The 19117-nt window shown below is 49.9% G+C and carries 19 protein-coding genes; 15 read left to right on the top strand and 4 right to left on the bottom strand.

The genetic code is table 11. From position 1 onward, the window contains the following. The first annotated feature begins 192 nt into the window (after nt 1-192). From pyrG to rpoS, 8 genes are all read left to right on the top strand, one after another. Complete coding sequence (gene pyrG / locus E1189_RS16220; RefSeq protein ID WP_155161497.1) at nt 193-1815, top strand: CTP synthase; 1623 nt, start codon at nt 193-195, stop codon at nt 1813-1815. A gap of 4 nt (nt 1816-1819) precedes the next feature. After that, entirely contained in the window at nt 1820-2674 is an 855-nt protein-coding gene (gene kdsA, locus E1189_RS16225; RefSeq protein WP_155161499.1) for a 3-deoxy-8-phosphooctulonate synthase, read from the top strand. A 166-nt stretch (nt 2675-2840) separates the two neighbouring features. Beyond that, nucleotides 2841-3128 (top strand): FtsB family cell division protein, encoded by a 288-nt coding sequence (locus E1189_RS16230; protein WP_155161501.1) that lies wholly within the window; start codon nt 2841-2843, stop codon nt 3126-3128. A 6-nt stretch (nt 3129-3134) separates the two neighbouring features. Further along, entirely contained in the window at nt 3135-4223 is a 1089-nt protein-coding gene (truD, locus tag E1189_RS16235; protein WP_155161503.1) for a tRNA pseudouridine(13) synthase TruD, read from the top strand. Nucleotides 4224-4336: 113 nt separating this feature from the next. Next, nucleotides 4337-4969 carry a protein-L-isoaspartate(D-aspartate) O-methyltransferase gene (locus E1189_RS16240; RefSeq protein ID WP_155161525.1) on the top strand — a complete coding sequence of 211 codons (633 nt, stop codon included), beginning with the start codon at nt 4337-4339 and terminating at the stop codon, nt 4967-4969. A 26-nt stretch (nt 4970-4995) separates the two neighbouring features. Then, nucleotides 4996-5925: a polyprenyl-phosphate transporter gene (locus tag E1189_RS16245; protein ID WP_490353537.1), complete on the top strand. Its 930-nt coding sequence runs from the start codon at nt 4996-4998 to the stop codon at nt 5923-5925. Nucleotides 5926-6157: 232 nt separating this feature from the next. Further along, nucleotides 6158-6964 carry a peptidoglycan DD-metalloendopeptidase family protein gene (locus tag E1189_RS16250; RefSeq protein WP_230460458.1) on the top strand — a complete coding sequence of 269 codons (807 nt, stop codon included), beginning with the start codon at nt 6158-6160 and terminating at the stop codon, nt 6962-6964. A gap of 117 nt (nt 6965-7081) precedes the next feature. Then, the gene (rpoS, locus tag E1189_RS16255; protein WP_230460459.1) at nt 7082-8107 is read left to right on the top strand and encodes an RNA polymerase sigma factor RpoS; all 1026 of its coding nucleotides are present in this window, start codon (nt 7082-7084) and stop codon (nt 8105-8107) included. A 94-nt stretch (nt 8108-8201) separates the two neighbouring features. On the opposite strand, the gene fdxA is transcribed toward rpoS, so the two are convergent. Continuing rightward, the gene (gene fdxA / locus E1189_RS16260) at nt 8202-8525 is read right to left on the bottom strand and encodes a ferredoxin FdxA (RefSeq protein ID WP_155161506.1); all 324 of its coding nucleotides are present in this window, start codon (nt 8523-8525) and stop codon (nt 8202-8204) included. A gap of 198 nt (nt 8526-8723) precedes the next feature. Continuing rightward, nucleotides 8724-11366 carry a DNA mismatch repair protein MutS gene (gene mutS / locus E1189_RS16265; RefSeq protein WP_230460460.1) on the bottom strand — a complete coding sequence of 881 codons (2643 nt, stop codon included), beginning with the start codon at nt 11364-11366 and terminating at the stop codon, nt 8724-8726. Nucleotides 11367-11959: 593 nt separating this feature from the next. On the opposite strand from mutS, the gene E1189_RS16270 reads away from it, so the two are divergent. The 7 genes from E1189_RS16270 to ureG all read left to right on the top strand — a co-directional run bounded on the left by E1189_RS16270 (nt 11960) and on the right by ureG (nt 17351). Further along, nucleotides 11960-12817 carry an urease accessory protein UreD gene (locus E1189_RS16270; protein ID WP_155161508.1) on the top strand — a complete coding sequence of 286 codons (858 nt, stop codon included), beginning with the start codon at nt 11960-11962 and terminating at the stop codon, nt 12815-12817. A gap of 343 nt (nt 12818-13160) precedes the next feature. Then, entirely contained in the window at nt 13161-13463 is a 303-nt protein-coding gene (locus E1189_RS16275) for an urease subunit gamma (RefSeq protein WP_155161510.1), read from the top strand. Nucleotides 13464-13504: 41 nt separating this feature from the next. After that, nucleotides 13505-13834: an urease subunit beta gene (locus E1189_RS16280; RefSeq protein WP_155161512.1), complete on the top strand. Its 330-nt coding sequence runs from the start codon at nt 13505-13507 to the stop codon at nt 13832-13834. Then, entirely contained in the window at nt 13831-15540 is a 1710-nt protein-coding gene (ureC, locus tag E1189_RS16285; protein WP_196221479.1) for an urease subunit alpha, read from the top strand. Before E1189_RS16280 ends, ureC begins: the two co-directional genes overlap by 4 nt. A gap of 17 nt (nt 15541-15557) precedes the next feature. Then, nucleotides 15558-16025 (top strand): urease accessory protein UreE, encoded by a 468-nt coding sequence (ureE, locus tag E1189_RS16290; RefSeq protein ID WP_155161515.1) that lies wholly within the window; start codon nt 15558-15560, stop codon nt 16023-16025. A gap of 3 nt (nt 16026-16028) precedes the next feature. Further along, entirely contained in the window at nt 16029-16694 is a 666-nt protein-coding gene (locus E1189_RS16295; protein WP_155161517.1) for an urease accessory protein UreF, read from the top strand. Between the two features lie 9 nt (nt 16695-16703). Next, the gene (gene ureG, locus E1189_RS16300) at nt 16704-17351 is read left to right on the top strand and encodes an urease accessory protein UreG (RefSeq protein ID WP_155161519.1); all 648 of its coding nucleotides are present in this window, start codon (nt 16704-16706) and stop codon (nt 17349-17351) included. 248 nt (nt 17352-17599) lie between these two features. On the opposite strand, the gene E1189_RS25830 is transcribed toward ureG, so the two are convergent. Further along, nucleotides 17600-18223 carry an ankyrin repeat domain-containing protein gene (locus tag E1189_RS25830; RefSeq protein ID WP_329602085.1) on the bottom strand — a complete coding sequence of 208 codons (624 nt, stop codon included), beginning with the start codon at nt 18221-18223 and terminating at the stop codon, nt 17600-17602. Nucleotides 18224-18232: 9 nt separating this feature from the next. After that, the coding region (locus tag E1189_RS16310) for an ankyrin repeat domain-containing protein (protein WP_230460462.1) at nt 18233-19117 on the bottom strand (885 nt) is incomplete at its 5' end.

Consider the following 19117-nt stretch of genomic DNA (forward strand, 5'->3'; position numbering starts at 1 on the left):
ATTGTTGCAGTGGGACGCAGACTGCTCTTGGCAGTCTGCTATTTTGGGGAAGGTTGTTACCGACTTTTTTGTGAAAAAGCCTGCTTTTTATTGAGGCATTGGATGCTTTTTGGTATCCTGCAATCCCATCTTGATTAACTTCTTCCTCTACCCCCTAAGGCGATTTTTCGCCTACCAGAAAACGGGTTTTCAATGACGCGCTATATATTCGTCACGGGCGGTGTTGTTTCCTCTCTTGGAAAAGGCATTGCGGCCGCTTCTCTTGCTGCCATTCTTGAGGCTCGCGGCCTGAAGGTTACCATGCTCAAGCTGGACCCTTACATCAACGTGGATCCGGGTACTATGAGCCCATTCCAGCATGGTGAAGTTTTTGTTACTGAAGATGGGGCTGAGACTGATCTCGACCTTGGTCACTATGAACGCTTTGTCAGCACAACCATGACCCAGGGGAATAACTTCACCTCTGGTCGTGTGTATGAGCACGTGCTGCGTAAAGAGCGTCGCGGTGACTATCTGGGTGGAACTGTTCAGGTTATCCCCCACATTACTGATGAAATTAAGGCTCGTATTATTGCCGGTGCTGGCGATGCCGATGTGGCACTGGTAGAGATCGGTGGTACTGTAGGTGATATTGAATCCCAGCCATTTCTGGAAGCTGTGCGTCAGCTGAAAGTGGAATTGGGTTCCCGCCGTGCACAGCTGATGCACCTGACTCTGGTTCCCTGGATTAAAACAGCCGGTGAACTCAAAACCAAACCAACTCAACATTCTGTAAAAGAGCTGCGCTCCATTGGTATTCAGCCAGATGTCCTGATCTGTCGCTCTGAGAAGCACATTGATATTTCTTCCCGTCGCAAGATCTCACTGTTTACTAACGTTGAAGAGCGCGCGGTTATCTCTCTGGAAGATGCTGATTCCATCTACAAGATTCCAGGCATGTTAAAAGAGCAGGGGCTGGATCAGACACTGGTGGAAAATTTCGGCCTGGAGTGCAAACCTGCGGACCTGTCCGAGTGGGATGACGTGATTGAGCGTGAAGCCAATGTTAAAGCCGAAGTCACAGTGGCCATGGTCGGCAAGTACATGGAGCTGCTTGATGCTTACAAGTCTCTGATTGAAGCGATGAAGCATGCTGGCCTGAGCACCCATACCAAGGTGAACCTGCGTTACATCGACTCTGAAGAAATTGAGCGTAGCGGCACAGACTGCCTGAATGATGTGGATGCCATCCTTGTTCCCGGAGGCTTTGGTAACCGTGGTGTGGAAGGTAAGATTGCCACTGTTCGTTACGCCCGTGAAAATAAGGTTCCTTATCTGGGCATCTGCCTGGGTATGCAGGTGGCTGTTATTGAATACGCTCGCCACGTTGCCGGCATTGAAGGTGCGAACAGTACAGAGTTTGATTCCAGCGCCAGGCATCCTGTTATCGGCCTGATTACCGAATGGCAGGATGAAACCGGTCAGATTGAGCAACGCACCGCAAGTTCTGATCTGGGTGGCACTATGCGTCTGGGTGCACAGTTGTGCCATCTGGAAGAGGGCACCAAGGCTCGCGCTGCTTACGGTTCCGAGACTGTTAAAGAACGCCATCGTCACCGTTACGAAGTGAACAATAACTATGTTCAGAAGTTAGTGGACGCTGGCCTGACAATTTCCGGCCGCTCTGTGGATAAGTCTCTGGTTGAAATGGTAGAAGTGGCTGACCATCCATGGTTTGTTGCCTGCCAGTTCCACCCTGAATTTACTTCAACTCCACGCTACGGCCACGGACTGTTCACCGCCTTTGTTGAAGCGGCTCTGAAGGAGAAGAAGTAGGTTTATGGAACACAAAATCATAACGCTGCCTAACGGCATCGAAGTTGCCAACGATAAGCCGTTTGTGCTGTTTGGTGGCATGAATGTACTGGAGTCCAGGGAACTGGCTCTGGAGATTGCGGGTCACTATGTTGAAGTGACCCGCAAGCTGGGCATTCCTTACGTGTTCAAGGCGTCTTTCGACAAGGCGAACCGTTCCTCTGTGGCCTCTTACCGCGGCCCCGGCATGGACAAAGGTCTGGAAATTCTGCAGGCCGTTAAAGACGCTTACGGTTGCCCGGTTATCACCGACGTGCACGAAACGTTCCAGTGTAAGCCTGTTGCGGAAGTGGCTGATGTGATTCAGCTGCCTGCATTTCTGGCTCGCCAGACCGATCTGGTTGTCGCTATGGCGGAAACCGGTGCCGTTATTAACGTGAAGAAGCCTCAGTTCATGAGCCCTCCTCAGGTTGGCAACATTGTTGATAAGTTCAAGGAAGCCGGTAACGAGAAGATTATGCTGTGTGAGCGTGGTGCCTGCCACGGTTACGATAACCTTGTCGTTGATATGCTGGGTTTCCGCACCATGGCGGAAGCGAGCGGTGGTGCTCCACTGATCTTCGACTCCACCCACGCTCTGCAATGTCGTGACCCAAGTGGTGCAGCATCCGGTGGTCGTCGCCGTCAGGTGACTGAACTGTCCCGTGCTGGTCTGGCTCTGGGTATTGCTGGCTTGTTTATCGAGGCCCATCCCGATCCTGACAAGGCTCGTTGCGATGGTCCAAGTGCTCTGCGTCTGAGCAAGCTGGAGCCATTCCTGAAGCAGATGAAGGCTCTGGATGATCTGGTAAAAGGCTTTGAGGAGCTGGATACTAAATAAGCATCGTTTACAGATATTTGAAAAGGGGAAGGTCGCAGGGCCTTCCCCTTTCTGCTTAAGTGCCCAAACAATGACCTGGGTACTTAATTTCAGTAGCAGAAAAATCTGTTGTTATGTACTGTAACTAATCATTGTTTCTTGCCACTTCATTTGCACATTAAGGTATATGCGTCCGGTTACTTTTTCTCTGTTTCTACTGCTGTTGGCTCTCCAGTTTAAACTCTGGGTTGGTGAGGGTAGCCTTGCTCAGCTCTGGCAAGTACGCGGACAGGTGAAGGAGCAGCAACTGAAAAACAGTTTGATGCAGGCCCGCAATGATGCATTGGCCGCTGAGGTTGTTGCCCTGCAGAAAAAAGGCACACGACAGGCTGGCCTCGATGCACTGGAGGGTTTGGCACGCAATGAGCTGGGTATGGTGCGTAAAGATGAAACCTTTTTCTTTATGCCGGACTAATGTGATATGTCCCAACTAACTCTAGATTCTACTTTTGATACTTCAGATTGGCCTTTAGCACTGGGCGGGCGTGCAGGCAGTGCCCTGTTCAAAAGTACACCCGAAGATTTTCAGGTGTGTGAAGTTTTGCCTTTTGATCCTGTGGGCCATGGTGAACACTTGTTTTTGCGATTAGAGAAAACAGGTCAGAATACAGCCTGGCTGGCTCGCCAGATTGGTAAGTTGGCCGATGTTCCGGCTGTGGATGTAAGCTATGCCGGTTTGAAAGACCGTCAGGGTGTGACAGAGCAAAGTTTTAGTGTACGCATTCCTGGTTTACCCCCTGAAAATGAGTTTGAGCAATGGCAGGAGAAACTTTCTATCATTGATGGGGTACGTCTTATCAGTGCCGTACGCCACGATCGCAAACTGCGTACAGGGGCGCTGGAAGGCAATCATTTCGTCATTCGCCTGAGGGCCTTTAAGGGTGATAAGAACGCTTTGGAAACCCTGCTCAACAAAGTCAGTACGCAAGGGGTGCCGAATTATTTTGGTGAGCAGCGTTTTGGTAATGGTGGCCACAACCTGATTATTGCCCGCAAGCTTTTTTCTGGTGAAATCAAGCTTGCGCGAGAAAAACGCGGTTTTGCTCTGTCCGCAGCTCGCTCCTTGATTTTTAATGATGTATTGGGTGAGCGAGTTGCAGTGGGCACCTGGGATCAGCTCAATGAGGGTGATGTGCTGACTTTTCCGGATGCACGCTCCCTTATTTTCCCGGATCGCCGTGACGACTCTATTGCAGACCGCTTTGTTGCTGGACAGTTAATCATTACCGGCCCGCTTTGGGGCAAAGGCAAATCTGGTTGTGCAGGCGCTGTCGAAGAGTTGGAAAAGACTATAGGAGCTCGCCACGAGTTGTTTGCAGCAGGTCTGGAAAAGCGCGGCATGAAGCAAGAGCGTCGGCCCCTTGTTGCTCAGGTGAAGAAGTTGTCCTGGGACTGGGACGGTGATGATATAGAATTGCGTTTTTTCCTGTACAAGGGCTGCTATGCGACGTCTGTTGTCCATGAATTAGTTGACTGTCGTACTTCTGCTGTCGTCAGTGCTGTGTCATAAATAGCATTATAAAAAGTGAATTGTTGAGCCTGTATGCCGATAATTTGAGGCTGGGCTTTGTACCAAAGGAGCAATATGTGGGTAAGGGTGGAGTAAATCTGGCCGGTATAGGGATGACATCCCAAAGAACCCGTGACCGGTTGATTGAACGTTTATACGATCAAGGAATTACCAATCACTTTGTTATTGACAGTATTCGCTCTGTCCCTCGTCACATCTTTATTGATGAAGCCCTGGCTCACCGTGCTTATGAGGATACGGCCCTGCCAATCGGCCATAATCAAACGATTTCCCAACCTTTTATTGTGGCGCGTATGACAGAAGCTCTTCTGGCTGGAGGGCCTTTGAAAAAGGTACTGGAGATCGGCACTGGGTCCGGTTATCAAACGGCCGTGCTTTCTTCTCTTGTGGACAATGTGCGCTCTGTAGAACGTATACAGCCTTTACAGGTCAAGGCGCGTCAGCGCTTGCGGATGCTGAAAATCTACAATGTTTTGTTCAAACATTCCGACGGTGGTATGGGGTGGCCGGAAGAAGGCCCTTATGATGGAATTCTGGTTACGGCTGCTCCTGAATCTATTCCCAATGAGCTTTTGCAGCAGCTGGTGGTTGGTGGCCGGTTGGTTATTCCTGTGGGTGGGGAGGATCAGAGCTTGTATTGCATCACCCGCACCGAAACAGGCTTTGAAAAAGACTTGTTGGAAGCTGTTCGCTTTGTTCCCCTTCTCAGTGGTGTCGTCCGCTAATTATCTCATAATGGCTGTTAATAACTGTGAATAATTTGAAATCCTCGCTTCTCCTCTATGGCAAAGGTTTAGCTATGGGGGCAGCGGATGTTGTGCCTGGCGTATCCGGCGGCACCATTGCCTTTATAACCGGTATTTATGATCAGCTTCTTGATAGCCTGAAGCAGTGTGGGCCTGGTGCACTGAAGGTGCTGATAAATGATGGTATTGCTGCCTGCTGGAAGCATATCAATGGCACATTTCTGGTTACACTGTTTGCGGGAATTCTTACCAGTGTTTTTACATTGGCGCGGGTGATTACCTGGGCTCTTGAGCATCATCCTATTCCTGTGTGGTCATTCTTTTTTGGGCTGGTGCTGGTTTCGGCCTGGCATATCGGAAGGCAAATACGTTGGACGCCAATGGCGGCCGTGACTCTTATAGTCGGGGCAGGATTGGCGTGGATAATTGCCGGTGGCGTACCGGCTGCTGGACATGATGCTTCCCTGCCAGAGTTTTTTCTTGTAGGGGCGCTAGCTATCTGTGCGATGATTCTTCCTGGTATTTCCGGCAGCTTTATTCTTTTGCTTCTGGGCTACTACGCACCGGTGATGCTGGCAGTGAAGGGGCTGAATATTCCTGTTCTGGTTGTGCTGGCCGCAGGCTGTGTGGTGGGGCTGTTATTATTTTCCCGCTTTCTGTCTTGGCTTTTGGTGAAAGTACGCGTACCCACATTCGGATTTCTCGTAGGGCTTATGTTGGGCTCGTTGAATAAACTTTGGCCCTGGAAAGAAGTGCTCACTACCCGCATCGATAGTAAAGGTGAGCTTGTCCCCCTTTTGCAGCACAATGTCTCCCCAGATACTTATGCGCAATTGAACGGAGTTTCTGCCATGGAAGTGGAAGCTGTTGTGTGTATGTTGGTGGCGATTGTTCTGGTGCTGGGTATGGACTGGATTGCCTCCCGTAGCCGCTGATCTTTCCTGTAGATGCTTTTTAAGAACGTAGTGCGTATATATTGGGGATAAGGTGTGATTCTTTTCTCGATATGCCCAAAAGTGGTGCCGATACAAGAGTAAAAGTTGTGGATTAGTGGTGTATATTGCACCATTTTTAGACTTTGTTGTTCATAATTGTGCGTTTTTTATAATCTATAGTCATTAAAGAGCAGGAGGCCGCAGTCATGCCGTGGTCTCACAGGATGTGAAGATGATCACAAGATTGCAGTTTTTTCATTTGAGTGTTTGCTCAAGAATGGTGGGCATGGTGATGTGCGCACTGCTTTTGGCATCCTGTGCTGCGCCTCCCCAAAATATCCCCGTAACATCCCGTACCCGCCCTGCTACCGTGACATGGGGAACCCATGTTGTAGAACCCGGCGAAACCCTGTTTACTATTGCCTGGAAAAATGGTCAGGATTTCAAGAGGTTAGCGGCTAGCAATGGTATTCGTTCACCCTATACGATTTACCCTGGTCAGAAGCTACACCTGGGGGGGGCTGGCAAGGCGCAAACAGTTGCTCGCAAGCTCTCACAAAAGAAAACAGTTGCTGCCTCTTCACAACCGGCTTCGACAGTAGTAAAGTCCGCACCGAACAAAAAACGATCAGTATCTACCAAGCCTGCACAAGTGGTTTCTAATGGAAAAGTTCGTTGGCAGTGGCCTGCTTCAGGAAAGGTTATTACCCGTTTTTCCACTCGAGGTCAGCTTTACAAGGGGGTTGCTATTGCTGGTCGGATTGGGGAACCTGTTAAGGCGACGGCAAGCGGGGAAGTGGTTTACTCCGGAGCTGGTCTGACAGGATATGGAAACCTGGTCATTATCAGACATAACAGCAGCTATCTCAGTGCTTACGCTCACAACAAAAAGCTTTTGGTGAGTGAAGGCGACACCGTTAAAGCGGGTCAGAAGATAGCCGAATTAGGTTCTACAGGGACTAACGAGCCAAAGCTGCACTTTGAAATACGGCGCAATGGTAAGCCTGTTGACCCTCTTCATTTCTTGCCGAAACGATGAGGTAATCAGTAAAAAAGTAGCAGTAGGCATATAAAAGACGGACCTGATACAGGTCGTCGATGCAGCCAGAGGCTGTTTTCGGCTGTGAGTGGGACCAATTAAATAGGGCTGGCACTTATGGCACTAAAAAAGGAAGAGACTGAATTAACCGCAGTAAGTCAGGCACCTGAAGAGGAAATGGAGTTCGATTCAGGGCAGGCAAAAGAAGTCAGCGGTAGTGATTCGGGGTTGTCTCAGCAAAATACAGTGCAGAAAAGCGCGACTTCTCCTACACCTCGTGTTCGGGAAGAAGATGCTTTCTACAAATCTCTTGATGCAACCCAGATGTATCTCAACGAGATTGGCTTTTCACCACTTCTGACACCGGACGAGGAAGTGCATTTCGCACGCCTTGCCCGCAAAGGGGTGGAAGCTGGTCGGCGGCGTATGATTGAGAGTAATCTGCGGTTGGTGGTGAAAATCTCCCGGCGGTATGTAAACCGCGGCCTTTCCCTGCTGGATTTGATAGAAGAGGGTAACCTCGGCTTGATTCGTGCGGTGGAAAAGTTTGATCCGGAGAGAGGCTTCCGTTTCTCAACCTATGCAACCTGGTGGATCAGGCAGACTATTGAAAGGGCGATTATGAATCAGACCCGGACAATCCGCCTTCCCATCCATGTGGTAAAGGAACTGAATGTCTATCTGCGGGCTGCCCGGGAACTGACACAAAAACTCGACCACGATCCAACACCGGAAGAAATTGCCGAGTTACTTGATAAACCTGTTGATGACGTTAAGCGTATGCTTGGTCTCAACGAGAGGGTCACCTCTGTCGATACGCCACTGGGGCATGATTCCGACAAATCCATACTCGACACCATCTCAGATGTACGGGAGAGCGACCCTGCAGTGCTGCTGCAGGATAGCGACCTGAACACCAGTATTGATAAGTGGCTGTGCGAGCTGTCTGAAAAGCAACGGGAAGTGGTTGCCAGACGCTTTGGTTTGCGAGGCTACGAAACCAGTACGCTGGAAGAGGTGGGCAAGGAGATTGGCCTGACCCGTGAACGGGTTCGTCAGATTCAGGTGGAAGCTCTCAAGCGTCTGCGCCTGATTCTGGAAAAGCAGGGTCTGACCAGTGATTCCCTCTTTAGCGGGAATTGACACGAAACACAGCGTAAGCTGATACAAAAAAAGCCTCAACGCCTGATGATGGGTTGAGGCTTTTTTTATGCAGTGGACGTTACTCTTAATACTCCTAACGTTCCAGTAGAGCCAGTTTTCCAGGTTTGCCATCCCACTCATCTGCATCCGCCGGTGAGTCTTTCATCTCGGTAATGTTTGGCCAGATTTCGGCCAGCTCTGCATTCAGTTCAATAAACTCCTGCTGATCTTCAGGTACTTCATCTTCCGAGAAAATAGCGTTGGCGGGGCACTCAGGCTCGCACAGTGCGCAGTCAATGCATTCATCAGGATGAATGACCAGGAAGTTAGGGCCCTCGTAGAAACAGTCAACGGGACATACTTCAACGCAGTCTGTGTGCTTGCACTTGATGCAGTTTTCACCCACTACGAAAGCCATGGCAGATACTCCATCTCAATTTAACAATTCAGGTATTTATGGTTTTCGTCGTTCCCGTGCAGCCTGCTATTGCAGAGATGCACCTTGCCGACTTTAATTTCGGCGCTATGGTAGCAGCTCGCCCTGCTATGTAACAGTACTCAGCTTGCAAGTGAGGTGGCATTATCGGCCATATGCGCACCTCAGCAGAAGGGAGCCTTAAACCAGTTCTTTCAAATCATAAAGCAGGTTGAGTGCTTCACGAGGAGTCATGTTATCCAGCGCCAGCATATTCAGTTTTTCAACGGCCGGGTGGGGAGCCGATGCAAACATATCAGCCTGTGGACTCATTACCGCCACTGTGCGGCGGCCTCTCTTTTTGACCTCCATAGGGGGGATGGGCCCGGCAATGGCTGCAGGTTCTGTATTTGCGGGTGGGTGTTCGCCCGCTTCCAGCTGTTCCAGACGCTCTTTTGCGAGCGTAATGACATCTCGTGGTACGCCAGCCAACTGTGCTACCTGCAAACCATAGCTCTGACTGGCAGGCCCTTCCTGCACGGCATGGAGAAAAACAATGCTGTCATCATGTTCGGTCGCATTCAGGTGCACGTTAGCAACCCCGTGTGTTTCCTCCGGCAGCTGGGTTAGCTCAAAATAATGGGTGGCGAACAGGGTGAAGGCTTTGACCTGGTCGGCCAGATGACGGGCACAAGCCCAGGCCAGAGACAAACCATCAAAGGTGCTGGTGCCCCGGCCTACTTCATCCATCAGCACAAGGCTGCGCTCGGTGGCGTTGTGGAGGATGTTGGCGGTTTCGGTCATCTCTACCATAAAGGTCGAGCGGCCACCGGCCAGATCATCTGAAGAGCCGATACGGGTAAAGATACGATCTACCAAACCGATTTTGGCACTGGCGGCAGGCACGTAGCTGCCAATATGGGCCAGCAGAACAATCAGCGCCGCCTGTCGCATATAGGTTGATTTACCGCCCATGTTCGGGCCGGTAATCACCAGCATTCGACGATTGTTGTTCAGTTCAAGGCTGTTGGCTACGAATGGCTCGTCCAGTACCTGCTCCACAACCGGATGGCGACCTTCATCGATATGCAGGCCGGGTTCTTCGGTGAGGGTCGGGCGGCAGAGGTTCAGGGTCTGGCTGCGTTCGGCCAGGCTGGTGAGCACATCCAGCTCGGCGATAGCGGAGGCGGAATCCTGCAGCTGGCCGAGGTTCTCGTTCAGCTTGTCGATCAGTTCTTCGTACAGTGCTTTTTCCCGTGCCAGTGCGCGGCTCTTGCTGGAAAGGGCCTTATCCTCAAACTCTTTCAGCTCAGGAGTAATAAAGCGTTCGGTGTTTTTCAGAGTTTGACGACGGATATAATCCACTGGTACATCATCAGACTCGCGGCGGCTCAGCTCAATGTAGTAACCGTGCACACGGTTGAAACCCACCTTGAGAGTGCTCAGGCCGGTGCGTTCTTTTTCCCGCTTTTCCAGCTCCAGCAGATAGCCACCTGCGTTTTCGCTCAGGGCGCGCAGCTCATCCAGTTCCTCATCATAACCCGTGGCAATAACGCCGCCATCACGAATCACAACCGGTGGGTTTTCAATCACGCCACGTTGTAGCAGATCCACTTCCTCTGGGAAAACGCTAATGCGTTCCGACAGCGTTGCCAGTAAATCACCCGCTACTGAGGTCAGGTGAGTTTGTACTTCTGGAAGACAAGAAAGTGCATCACGCAAACGTGCTAAATCCCGCGGGCGTGCAGAACGCAGAGCAACTCGGGCCAGAATACGCTCTACATCACCAATGCCTCGCAATACCGGAGCGAGTACCTCATAAGCGTACTGATCAACCAAACCAGTAATGGCGTTCTGGCGCAGGTCCAACTTTTTGCGGTTGCACAGTGGTCGGTTCAACCAGCGGGCCATCAGACGGCTTCCCATAGCTGTGGCCGTGCTGTCCATCACTGACAGTAAGGTGTTGTCTTTACCACCATTGAGGTTGATGTCCAGTTCCAGGTTGGCACGGCTGGCGGCATCGAGAACGACAGTCTCTTCACGACGCTCAACGGACAGGGAGCGCAGGTGAGGAAGTTCCGTGCGCTGGGTATCACGGGCGTACTGCAGCAAACAACCAGCGGCTTCGATTGCCACGGTCATATGTTCGCAGCCGAATCCGGCCAGATCTTTGGTGGCGAACTGGCGAGTCAATACTTCCCGGGCGCTGTCGTTATCAAAGCACCAGGGTGGCTGTCGGTTGACGCCTTTACGCTTGCTGATGGGATCCGGAAAAGCACAGTCTTCACTGAGCAGCAGTTCTCGAGGGGAGAGACGCTGTACTTCGCTGAGCACAGCTTCTTCAGAGCGCACTTCCATGATCCGAAAACGACCACTGGTGATATCGAGCCAGGACAAACCATAAGTGTCATCGTGGCGATGAATGGCCATCAGCCAGTTGTCGCTGCGTTCTTCAAGCAGCGCCTCATCGCTTACCGTGCCGGGCGTAATAACCCGTGCCACTTTCCGTTCAACAGGCCCTTTGCTGGTGGCCGGGTCACCAACCTGTTCCGCGATGGCAACAGATTCGCCCATTTTTACCAGACGAGCGAGGTAACCCTCAGCGGCATGGTAGGGTATGCCGGCCATAGGGATAGGCTCACCCCCTGAGTGACCACGGGCTGTGAGAGTAATATCCAGAAGCTCCGCAGCCTTGCGTGCATCGTCGTAGAACAGTTCGTAAAAATCACCCATGCGATAGAACACCAGTTGGTTACGGTGTTCCTGCTTGATGCGCAGATACTGCTGCATCATTGGTGTGTGGGTGGATTTTTTGCCTTCGGGCTGGCCGTTACTTTTTGCCATTTCTTTCTGCAAAATCCTTAAAAATCATGCCGTTATAAGGGCTTGTAAACTGTTTTCGTTGTGCCAGATAGGGGCAGGTTGTCGCAATTCTACTCATGGTATCAGACACATTGGTATAGGTTTTACTCGATAGCGCAGTTTTTAATAGTTGACGCAGATGAGGGGTTTGTGTAGAGCGGGAGTAGCCAGACTACTGCTGCGGCTCAGTATCGAGCCCCGCAAGATACCTTCAACACCACAACAGCAGACTGGTAGGGTAAGATAGCCTTCCGATTCACTGTTCTGCAAGTCGTATCTGTGCTGGTTCGCCCTCTTACAAGATCAGTACTGGAACCCTTGTCATTGATGATACCGAGCTCATAAGGTTAAGGACAAGGCGACAGGGGGATACTACAACGGTCAGGAGTTGGTATTTATGGTGCTGGTATATGGCAGGGCGAGATCTTGGGCGCCAGGAGCCAACGGCCTCACTGATTGCCTATGCCAAAGCTGCATAATGAACCTTTAATCAAAAAGGCTGGCACGGATCAAGCGTTAAAAACTGCGCTATTGAGTTATAAGAAACTGGAGAAAATAAAAAACGGGGTTCAGCTATGTCATATGCACTTTCAACCCAAGACCATAGTTCTGAAAGGTGGCAGGCTGGGTTGGATATAGAGTTGAAATCTGATGGAGAAAGGAGTTTTATCGGCCGGACAAGGCACTACGGCCCGCTTCGTCTACAGCGCCCTTTTTTTCCTGAGGGTAATGGTCTTGCTCACCTTTATGTTTTGCATCCCCCGGGTGGTTTGGTAGCCGGAGATATTCTTAGACAATCCTTCACGGTTCGTACTGGTGCAGCAGGTTTAGTGACAACACCAGCAGCAGGCAAAGTGTATTTCAATAAAGCTAATCGGAGCCAACGACAAGAAGTTCTTATAAGAGTGGAAGAACATGGCGTTCTAGAGTGGCTCCCTCAGGAAACCATCCTGTTTGAAGGCTGTCAGGCGGAACTGGATACAGTTGTTCACCTGTCGGATGGTTCCAGCTATATAGGCTGGGATATCATTTGCCTGGGAAGGCAGGCGTCAGGAGAAGTCTTTCAAAAAGGGCAACTACTTCAGACCGTTGCTGTTTATCGTGATAAGCGCCCTCTGTTTCGTGAGCGCTTAGAGCTTCTCTCAAATGACGCTCGTCATGCCAGTTTGCTGGGGTTGTCGGGATGCAGTGTGTTTGGCTCATTGATAGCAACAATAGAAAACGAGCCGGATGTTGCGCTTTGGCATGAACAACTCATTGATCAACGGCTAGACAAAGTGACAGCACTTTCATGGCGCAACGGCTTGCTTCTGGCTCGTTATCTGGGGCATTCATCAGCTCAGGCGCGAAAGGTGTTTGAGTTTGTATGGGAGCTGTGTCGCCCATGTGTACATGGCCGGCCTGTTTGTACACCGAGGATATGGAGTACCTGAGTTTTTATAACTGTGATGCCATAGTGCCATTTTGGAGCGATTTCGGTATCGGTTCTTTAGTTTTTGCGCCTTATAGTGCGTCTCGATAAGGAAGTATCTTGAAGTTGTCGTTGGTGCGAGCTGAGATGTCTGGCGCACTCCTTGCCACACTCTGCAGGGCACTGGCACTATGGTGAAGTGAAATACCTGCCTCTCAACAAGCATTTGCGCCCGGAAAAATCCCTGCTTAGACTGAGGCTGGATATGCTCCGTAGGGTTCTGTTAAATCAAGAGTCCAAGGATGAAAACATTAGCTTCTCAGTGCTACTAAACGTTTTGTCCTGTATATAGGTGAAGTCGTTATATGGAACTGACACCCAGAGAAAAAGACAAACTTCTGCTGTATACCGCAGCGTTGGTTGCCGAGCGTCGCCTTGCCCGAGGGGTGAAGTTGAATTATCCAGAATCTGTCGCCTTGATCTCCATGCATATTATGGAGGGTGCGAGGGATGGTAAAACCGTTGCCCAGCTGATGAATGAAGGGCGAGAAGTTATAGGTCGGCAGCAAGTGATGGAAGGCGTGCCTGAAATGGTGCATGAGGTTCAGATTGAAGCCACCTTTCCTGATGGCACTAAGCTGGTTACGGTTCATAATCCGATAGCCTGATTAAAAACTCGCACAATCAAAAATAAAAAAGGGGAGTAACGATGATTCCCGGAGAGTTGATAACAGAGTCAGGGGAGCTGGTTATCAATGAGGGGCGAGCGACCTGTCGGGTTGTTGTAGCGAACTCGGGAGATAGACCGGTTCAGGTGGGCTCCCATTATCACTTTTATGAAACCAATCCTGCTTTGCACTTTGATAGGGCGATAACTCGTGGCTTTCGGTTGAATATCCCTGCCGGCACGGCAGTCAGGTTCGAACCTGGTCAGGAGCGTGAAGTTGAGCTGGTGGCCTTTGCCGGAACGGGCACTATTTATGGCTTTCGTGGTGAGGTTATGGGGGTACTGGCGCCAGTGCAGGGAGATGATGTATGACGGGGAAAATGATGGATCGCCGGACCTACGGAGAAATGTTTGGTCCGACGGTAGGAGACAAGGTACGACTGGGAGATACCAGTCTCTTTATCAGCCCTGAAAAGGATTACACCGTTTATGGGGATGAGGTGAAATTCGGTGGTGGTAAGGTGATCCGTGACGGTATGGGACAAAGCCAGCTTGGAGATGCTGATGTCGCGGATACTGTGATCACCAACGCTCTGATTCTCGATCACTGGGGAGTCGTAAAAGCGGATATTGCCATCAAAGACGGGCGTATTCAGACTATTGGTAAGGCGGGTAATCCAGATACACAAGCTGGTGTAGACATTGTTGTTGGACCAGGCACTGAGGTGATTGCCGGTGAGGGGCAAATTATTACGGCTGGTGGCGTTGATGCCCACATTCATTTTATCTGCCCGCAGCAGGTGGAAGAGGCTTTAATGTCTGGAGTGACCACCATGCTGGGTGGTGGAACAGGGCCAGCCACGGGAACAAATGCCACCACCTGTACCCCTGGCATATGGCATATGGGGATGATGTTACAGGCGGTGGATAGTCTTCCCATGAATATCGGTTTTCTGGGGAAGGGAAATGCCAGTTTGCCCCACGCTTTAGAGGAACAGGTGTTAGCAGGAGCTATGGGGCTGAAACTCCATGAAGACTGGGGCACCACTCCGGCTTCTATCGACTGCTGCCTTTCTGTTGCTGAAAAGTATGATATTCAGGTAGCCATCCATACAGATACTCTCAATGAATCCGGCTTTGTGGAAGACACCATTGCTGCTTTTAAGGATCGGGTCATTCATACCTATCACACGGAGGGAGCTGGTGGTGGTCATGCGCCGGATATCATTAAGGCATGTGGTTTATCAAATGTACTGCCATCATCAACAAACCCCACCCGTCCTTACACCATAAATACAGTTGATGAGCATCTGGATATGCTCATGGTATGTCACCATCTGGATCCTAGTATTCCAGAAGATGTGGCGTTTGCAGATTCTCGTATCCGACGGGAGACTATTGCGGCTGAGGACATTCTTCATGACCTGGGTGCTTTCAGCATGATTGCTTCTGACTCCCAGGCAATGGGACGGGTAGGTGAGGTGATTAGTCGTACCTGGCAGACAGCGCACAAGATGAAGGAGCAACGGGGGGCTTTGTCAGAGGGAAAGGGCGATAACGATAATTTTCGGGCTCGCCGCTACATTGCAAAGTACACCATGAATCCGGCACTGACTCATGGTATTGCTCATGAGGTTGGCTCTGTCGAGGAGGGAAAACTCGCGGATATTGTGCTCTGGAAACCAGCCTTTTTTGGTGTCAAACCTTCCCTCGTTCTTAAGGGCGGCGCTATTGCGGCAGCACCTATGGGCGACCCTAATGCTTCGATACCCACTCCGCAGCCTGTTCATTATCGGCCGATGTTTGGTGCCATGGGAAAGGCTGTTGAAAACACATCACTGACTTTTGTTTCTCAGGCTGCTTTGGACAGCGACGTTCGTTCTCGCCTTGGATTAGGGAAAACATTAACAGCTGTTCGAGGCTGCAGAACTGTGCGCAAAAAAGACATGGTGTTGAATACTTGGCAGCCCGCCATGGATGTTGACCCGGAGACCTATGAAGTTCGTGCCAATGGTGAGCTTTTGACTTGTGAACCGGCCACTGTTGTACCACTGGCTCAACGGTATTTTCTGTTTTAGGGGGATAGACACTCAGCATGTTGCAGTTAACAGAACGGCTTGAAGGTCGTTACCAAGCAGACGGCAGTGTTAGCCTGCCTTTTGATGAGCGCAAGCGTGGACGTTTAAAAACCACCACAGAGCAGGGCGTCGCTGTGGGGATTTTTATTGAACGAGGTGAGGTTATTCGGGATGGCACCTGCTTAAGGGCTGAAACAGGTGAAGTGATTCAAATTCGGGCTGCCCACGAACAAGTAACAACAGCCCGCTGCGATGACTCCCATCTTTTTGCAAAGGCGTGTTATCACTTGGGAAACCGTCATGTGCCTCTGCAAGTGGGAGAGGGATGGTTGCGTTATCAGCATGACCATGTACTGGATGACATGCTGGTTCAGTTAGGGCTTGAAGTGACTCATGAATCCGCTCCCTTTGAGCCAGAGAGTGGGGCTTACAGTAAAGGTGGTCATAGTCATCATGCTCATGGACACCATCACCATGAGCATTGAATCATGAAAACTGAGGAATTGCTGGCTCTATTGCATATTTCCAGTCCATCTTTGCCAATCGGTGCGTTTGCTTACTCCCAGGGATTGGAAACAGCTATTGATAAAGGTTGGTGTGCTGATGAGGCATCAACAGCTGGGTGGATAGAGCAGTCGATGAAGATGGGTTTGGGCCAGTTGGATATCCCACTGTTTAAACGCCTGTACTGCGCATGGCAAGACGGTGATAAAGATGCTGTTGAATATTGGAATGATGAACTGTTGGCTTTCCGGGAAACCAAAGAGTTGTACGACGAGGATCGTCAGGTAGGTCAAACCTTCGCTACATGGCACCGCACATTATATGACGATGAGCGGGTGGACTGGTTAGCACGCCCGACAGCAGTGGCCATGTATGCTCTTGCAACTCAGCGGCAGAGGATTCCAGTAAACACGGCAGCGGCTGGTTTTTTATGGAGCTGGTGTGAAAATCAGGTGATATCGGCTTCAAAGACTGTGCCTTTGGGGCAAACAGCTGCGCAGCGCATTCTTATAAGATTAATAGCCAGTATTGAGCCTGTGATTCAGAAGGGCTTTGCACTGGAAGACCATCAAATTGGCAATAGCCTGCAACATTACGCTATGGCCAGTGCCTGGCATGAACAACAGTATTCACGATTGTTCCGATCGTAGGTGGGAGTTATGAAAAAGCAGACTTTACGGGTTGGGGTGGGTGGTCCGGTGGGTTCAGGAAAAACGGCACTTTTAACTGCTATCTGTCGTTCACTGCGGGACCTTTACAATATTGCCGTGGTTACCAACGACATTTACACACGGGAAGATGCCAAGTTCTTGATGAGGCATCAGGCTTTGGATGAAGATCGTATTGTTGGAGTGGAAACGGGAGGGTGCCCTCATACTGCCATTCGGGAAGATGCCTCTATGAATCTGGCTGCTATCGGCGACCTGTGTGAACGCCATGAGGGATTGGAGATGGTGCTGGTGGAGTCTGGTGGAGACAACCTCAGTGCAACGTTCAGTCCGGAGCTTTCCGATTTAACTATCTATGTCATTGATGTTTCTGCTGGCGATAAGATTCCTCGCAAAGGCGGGCCAGGTATTACCCGATCAGACTTGTTGATTATCAACAAAACAGATCTGGCCCCCTATGTGGGCGCATCTCTAGAGGTTATGGATCGCGATACGAGAAAAATGCGAGGCGATCGTCCCTTCGTTTTTGCCAATATGAAAACCGGCGAAGGTCTTCGTGAAATTCTGGATTTTATTATTGAGCAGGGCATGTTGCCTGAAAGACTGACAGGTAAACAACAGCTGGGAGTCGCAGTATGAGAACTATAAATAAACTGATTGCAGGTAGCTTGGTTATGATGGCAGGTGTTACGCATGCACAGCTGGATTAATACAATAAGTGCAATCGACTGAAATTTCAGATGTGAGCCAGCTCTGCTTATAGCTGTTGAGAATTACAGCCATGCTCCTTTGCTGAGGGCTGAATAGTTACTATACAACAAGCTCCTGATTTTATCGGACGATAGATCTAACAACCACAGAAGGTAACTTAGCCGAGCCTTGAGTTGTTATTGCACTGTACAGGAGGAGACATGTTTTCTCATTTCTTCGAGCAATCGGTGGTTTCCTTTTGCAAGGTCAATTGGACTAGTACCGTATAGTGTTTTTTGGCTAACATTTGCCCCATTTTCAATTAATACCATGGCCGTATCAGTATGGTGGTCTTCTGCTGCAAAATGTAGTGGTGTCCGTCCGTCACGGTCTAAAGAATTAACATTCAATCCAAGAGTGATTAAAAAACGGCACATATTCGTTTCACCATATGCAGCGGCACAATGTAAAGCGTTAATGCCACTGCGGGCAGCGGTGATATTTGCACCCCTATTAAGAAGTGCGATAACTGTTTCAATGTTGCCAGATTTTGCGGCCTCATTAACTGTAGCGTATGAACTATCATATCCTGTGCTAATTTTTGCACCTCTGTCAAGTAAAGCAATCACTGTTTCTGTATACCCACAAGCCGCCGCTATATCAATAGCTGTGAAACCATTGCCGTATTTGTTTTGGTTAATGTTTGCACCACTTTCGATAAGTTTTATAACGATTTCTGTATAACCTTTTTGGGCTGCAATATGTAGTGCTGAGCCAATCGAGCCAGGGACCCATTTTGGGTTTCTACAAACTTCATTGATGTCAGCACCCTATGTAATTAGCGTGTTAACAGTCTTTAAGTCACCAATTGCTGCTGCAATGTAAATAGCAGTCCGACATTCTTCGTCTTTATCGTGTAGGTTGGCACCATTCCCATACAAGGCTGCAACCATGTCTGCTTGTTTTTTCCAAGCTGCAACTAGTAATGCTGTTTCTTGTTTTTTATTTTGTGCATTGGGAGAAACCCCGAACTTAATAAGCTGAAGAGCTGTGTCAATGTGACCATTTTCAGCAGCTAAATGTAGAAGTGTATTGCCATCGGTGTCTGTTACATCTAACCGCATTCCTGCCTCATGGCAGGCTAATACTGTTGTTGTATCCCCATCCGATGCTGCCCGTCTAAGTCTGTTATAGTCGGTGAGGTCAATATTCTTTGGTGCCGGCGTAGCCGAACCTTCTTCTGATGACGCAGGCTTGGCGCTCCCGGTTGTTTTTTTCTTCCCGGATGGCTGGGGCATGGGAGTATCCTCACACCCACCGGCATAGGAGTCAGGATGGTCTGCGCTGGCTGGAGGTAATCTAAATTCTCCTGGTTTAACATTGGGCCTGACATCAATGACTTCAGGTTCATTCCTCCCCTCAACAACAATAAATGGTGCTCTTACTTCGCCTCTGTCTATCTGGCTAATATCGAAAAATGTTCTGCAGCATGGGCACGGACCTTTGTTATCCCCTACGGATTGCTTAATGCAGCTTCTATGAAATATTTGCTTACAGCAGGGAACTCGTACCAGATCATCTTCCATCGCATCCATGCAGATCGGGCACATCATATAGGCTGTGACCCCAGTGGCGGTTCTACCTTGTGATGGTGCTGATGGTTCTAAAGATTTAGATGGCTCAGACGCAGAAAAAAACACGGGCTCCAGCATTTC

The sequence above is a fragment of the Parendozoicomonas verongulae genome (assembly GCF_009711465.1).
In the GTDB taxonomy this organism is placed as follows: domain Bacteria; phylum Pseudomonadota; class Gammaproteobacteria; order Pseudomonadales; family Endozoicomonadaceae; genus Sansalvadorimonas; species Sansalvadorimonas verongulae.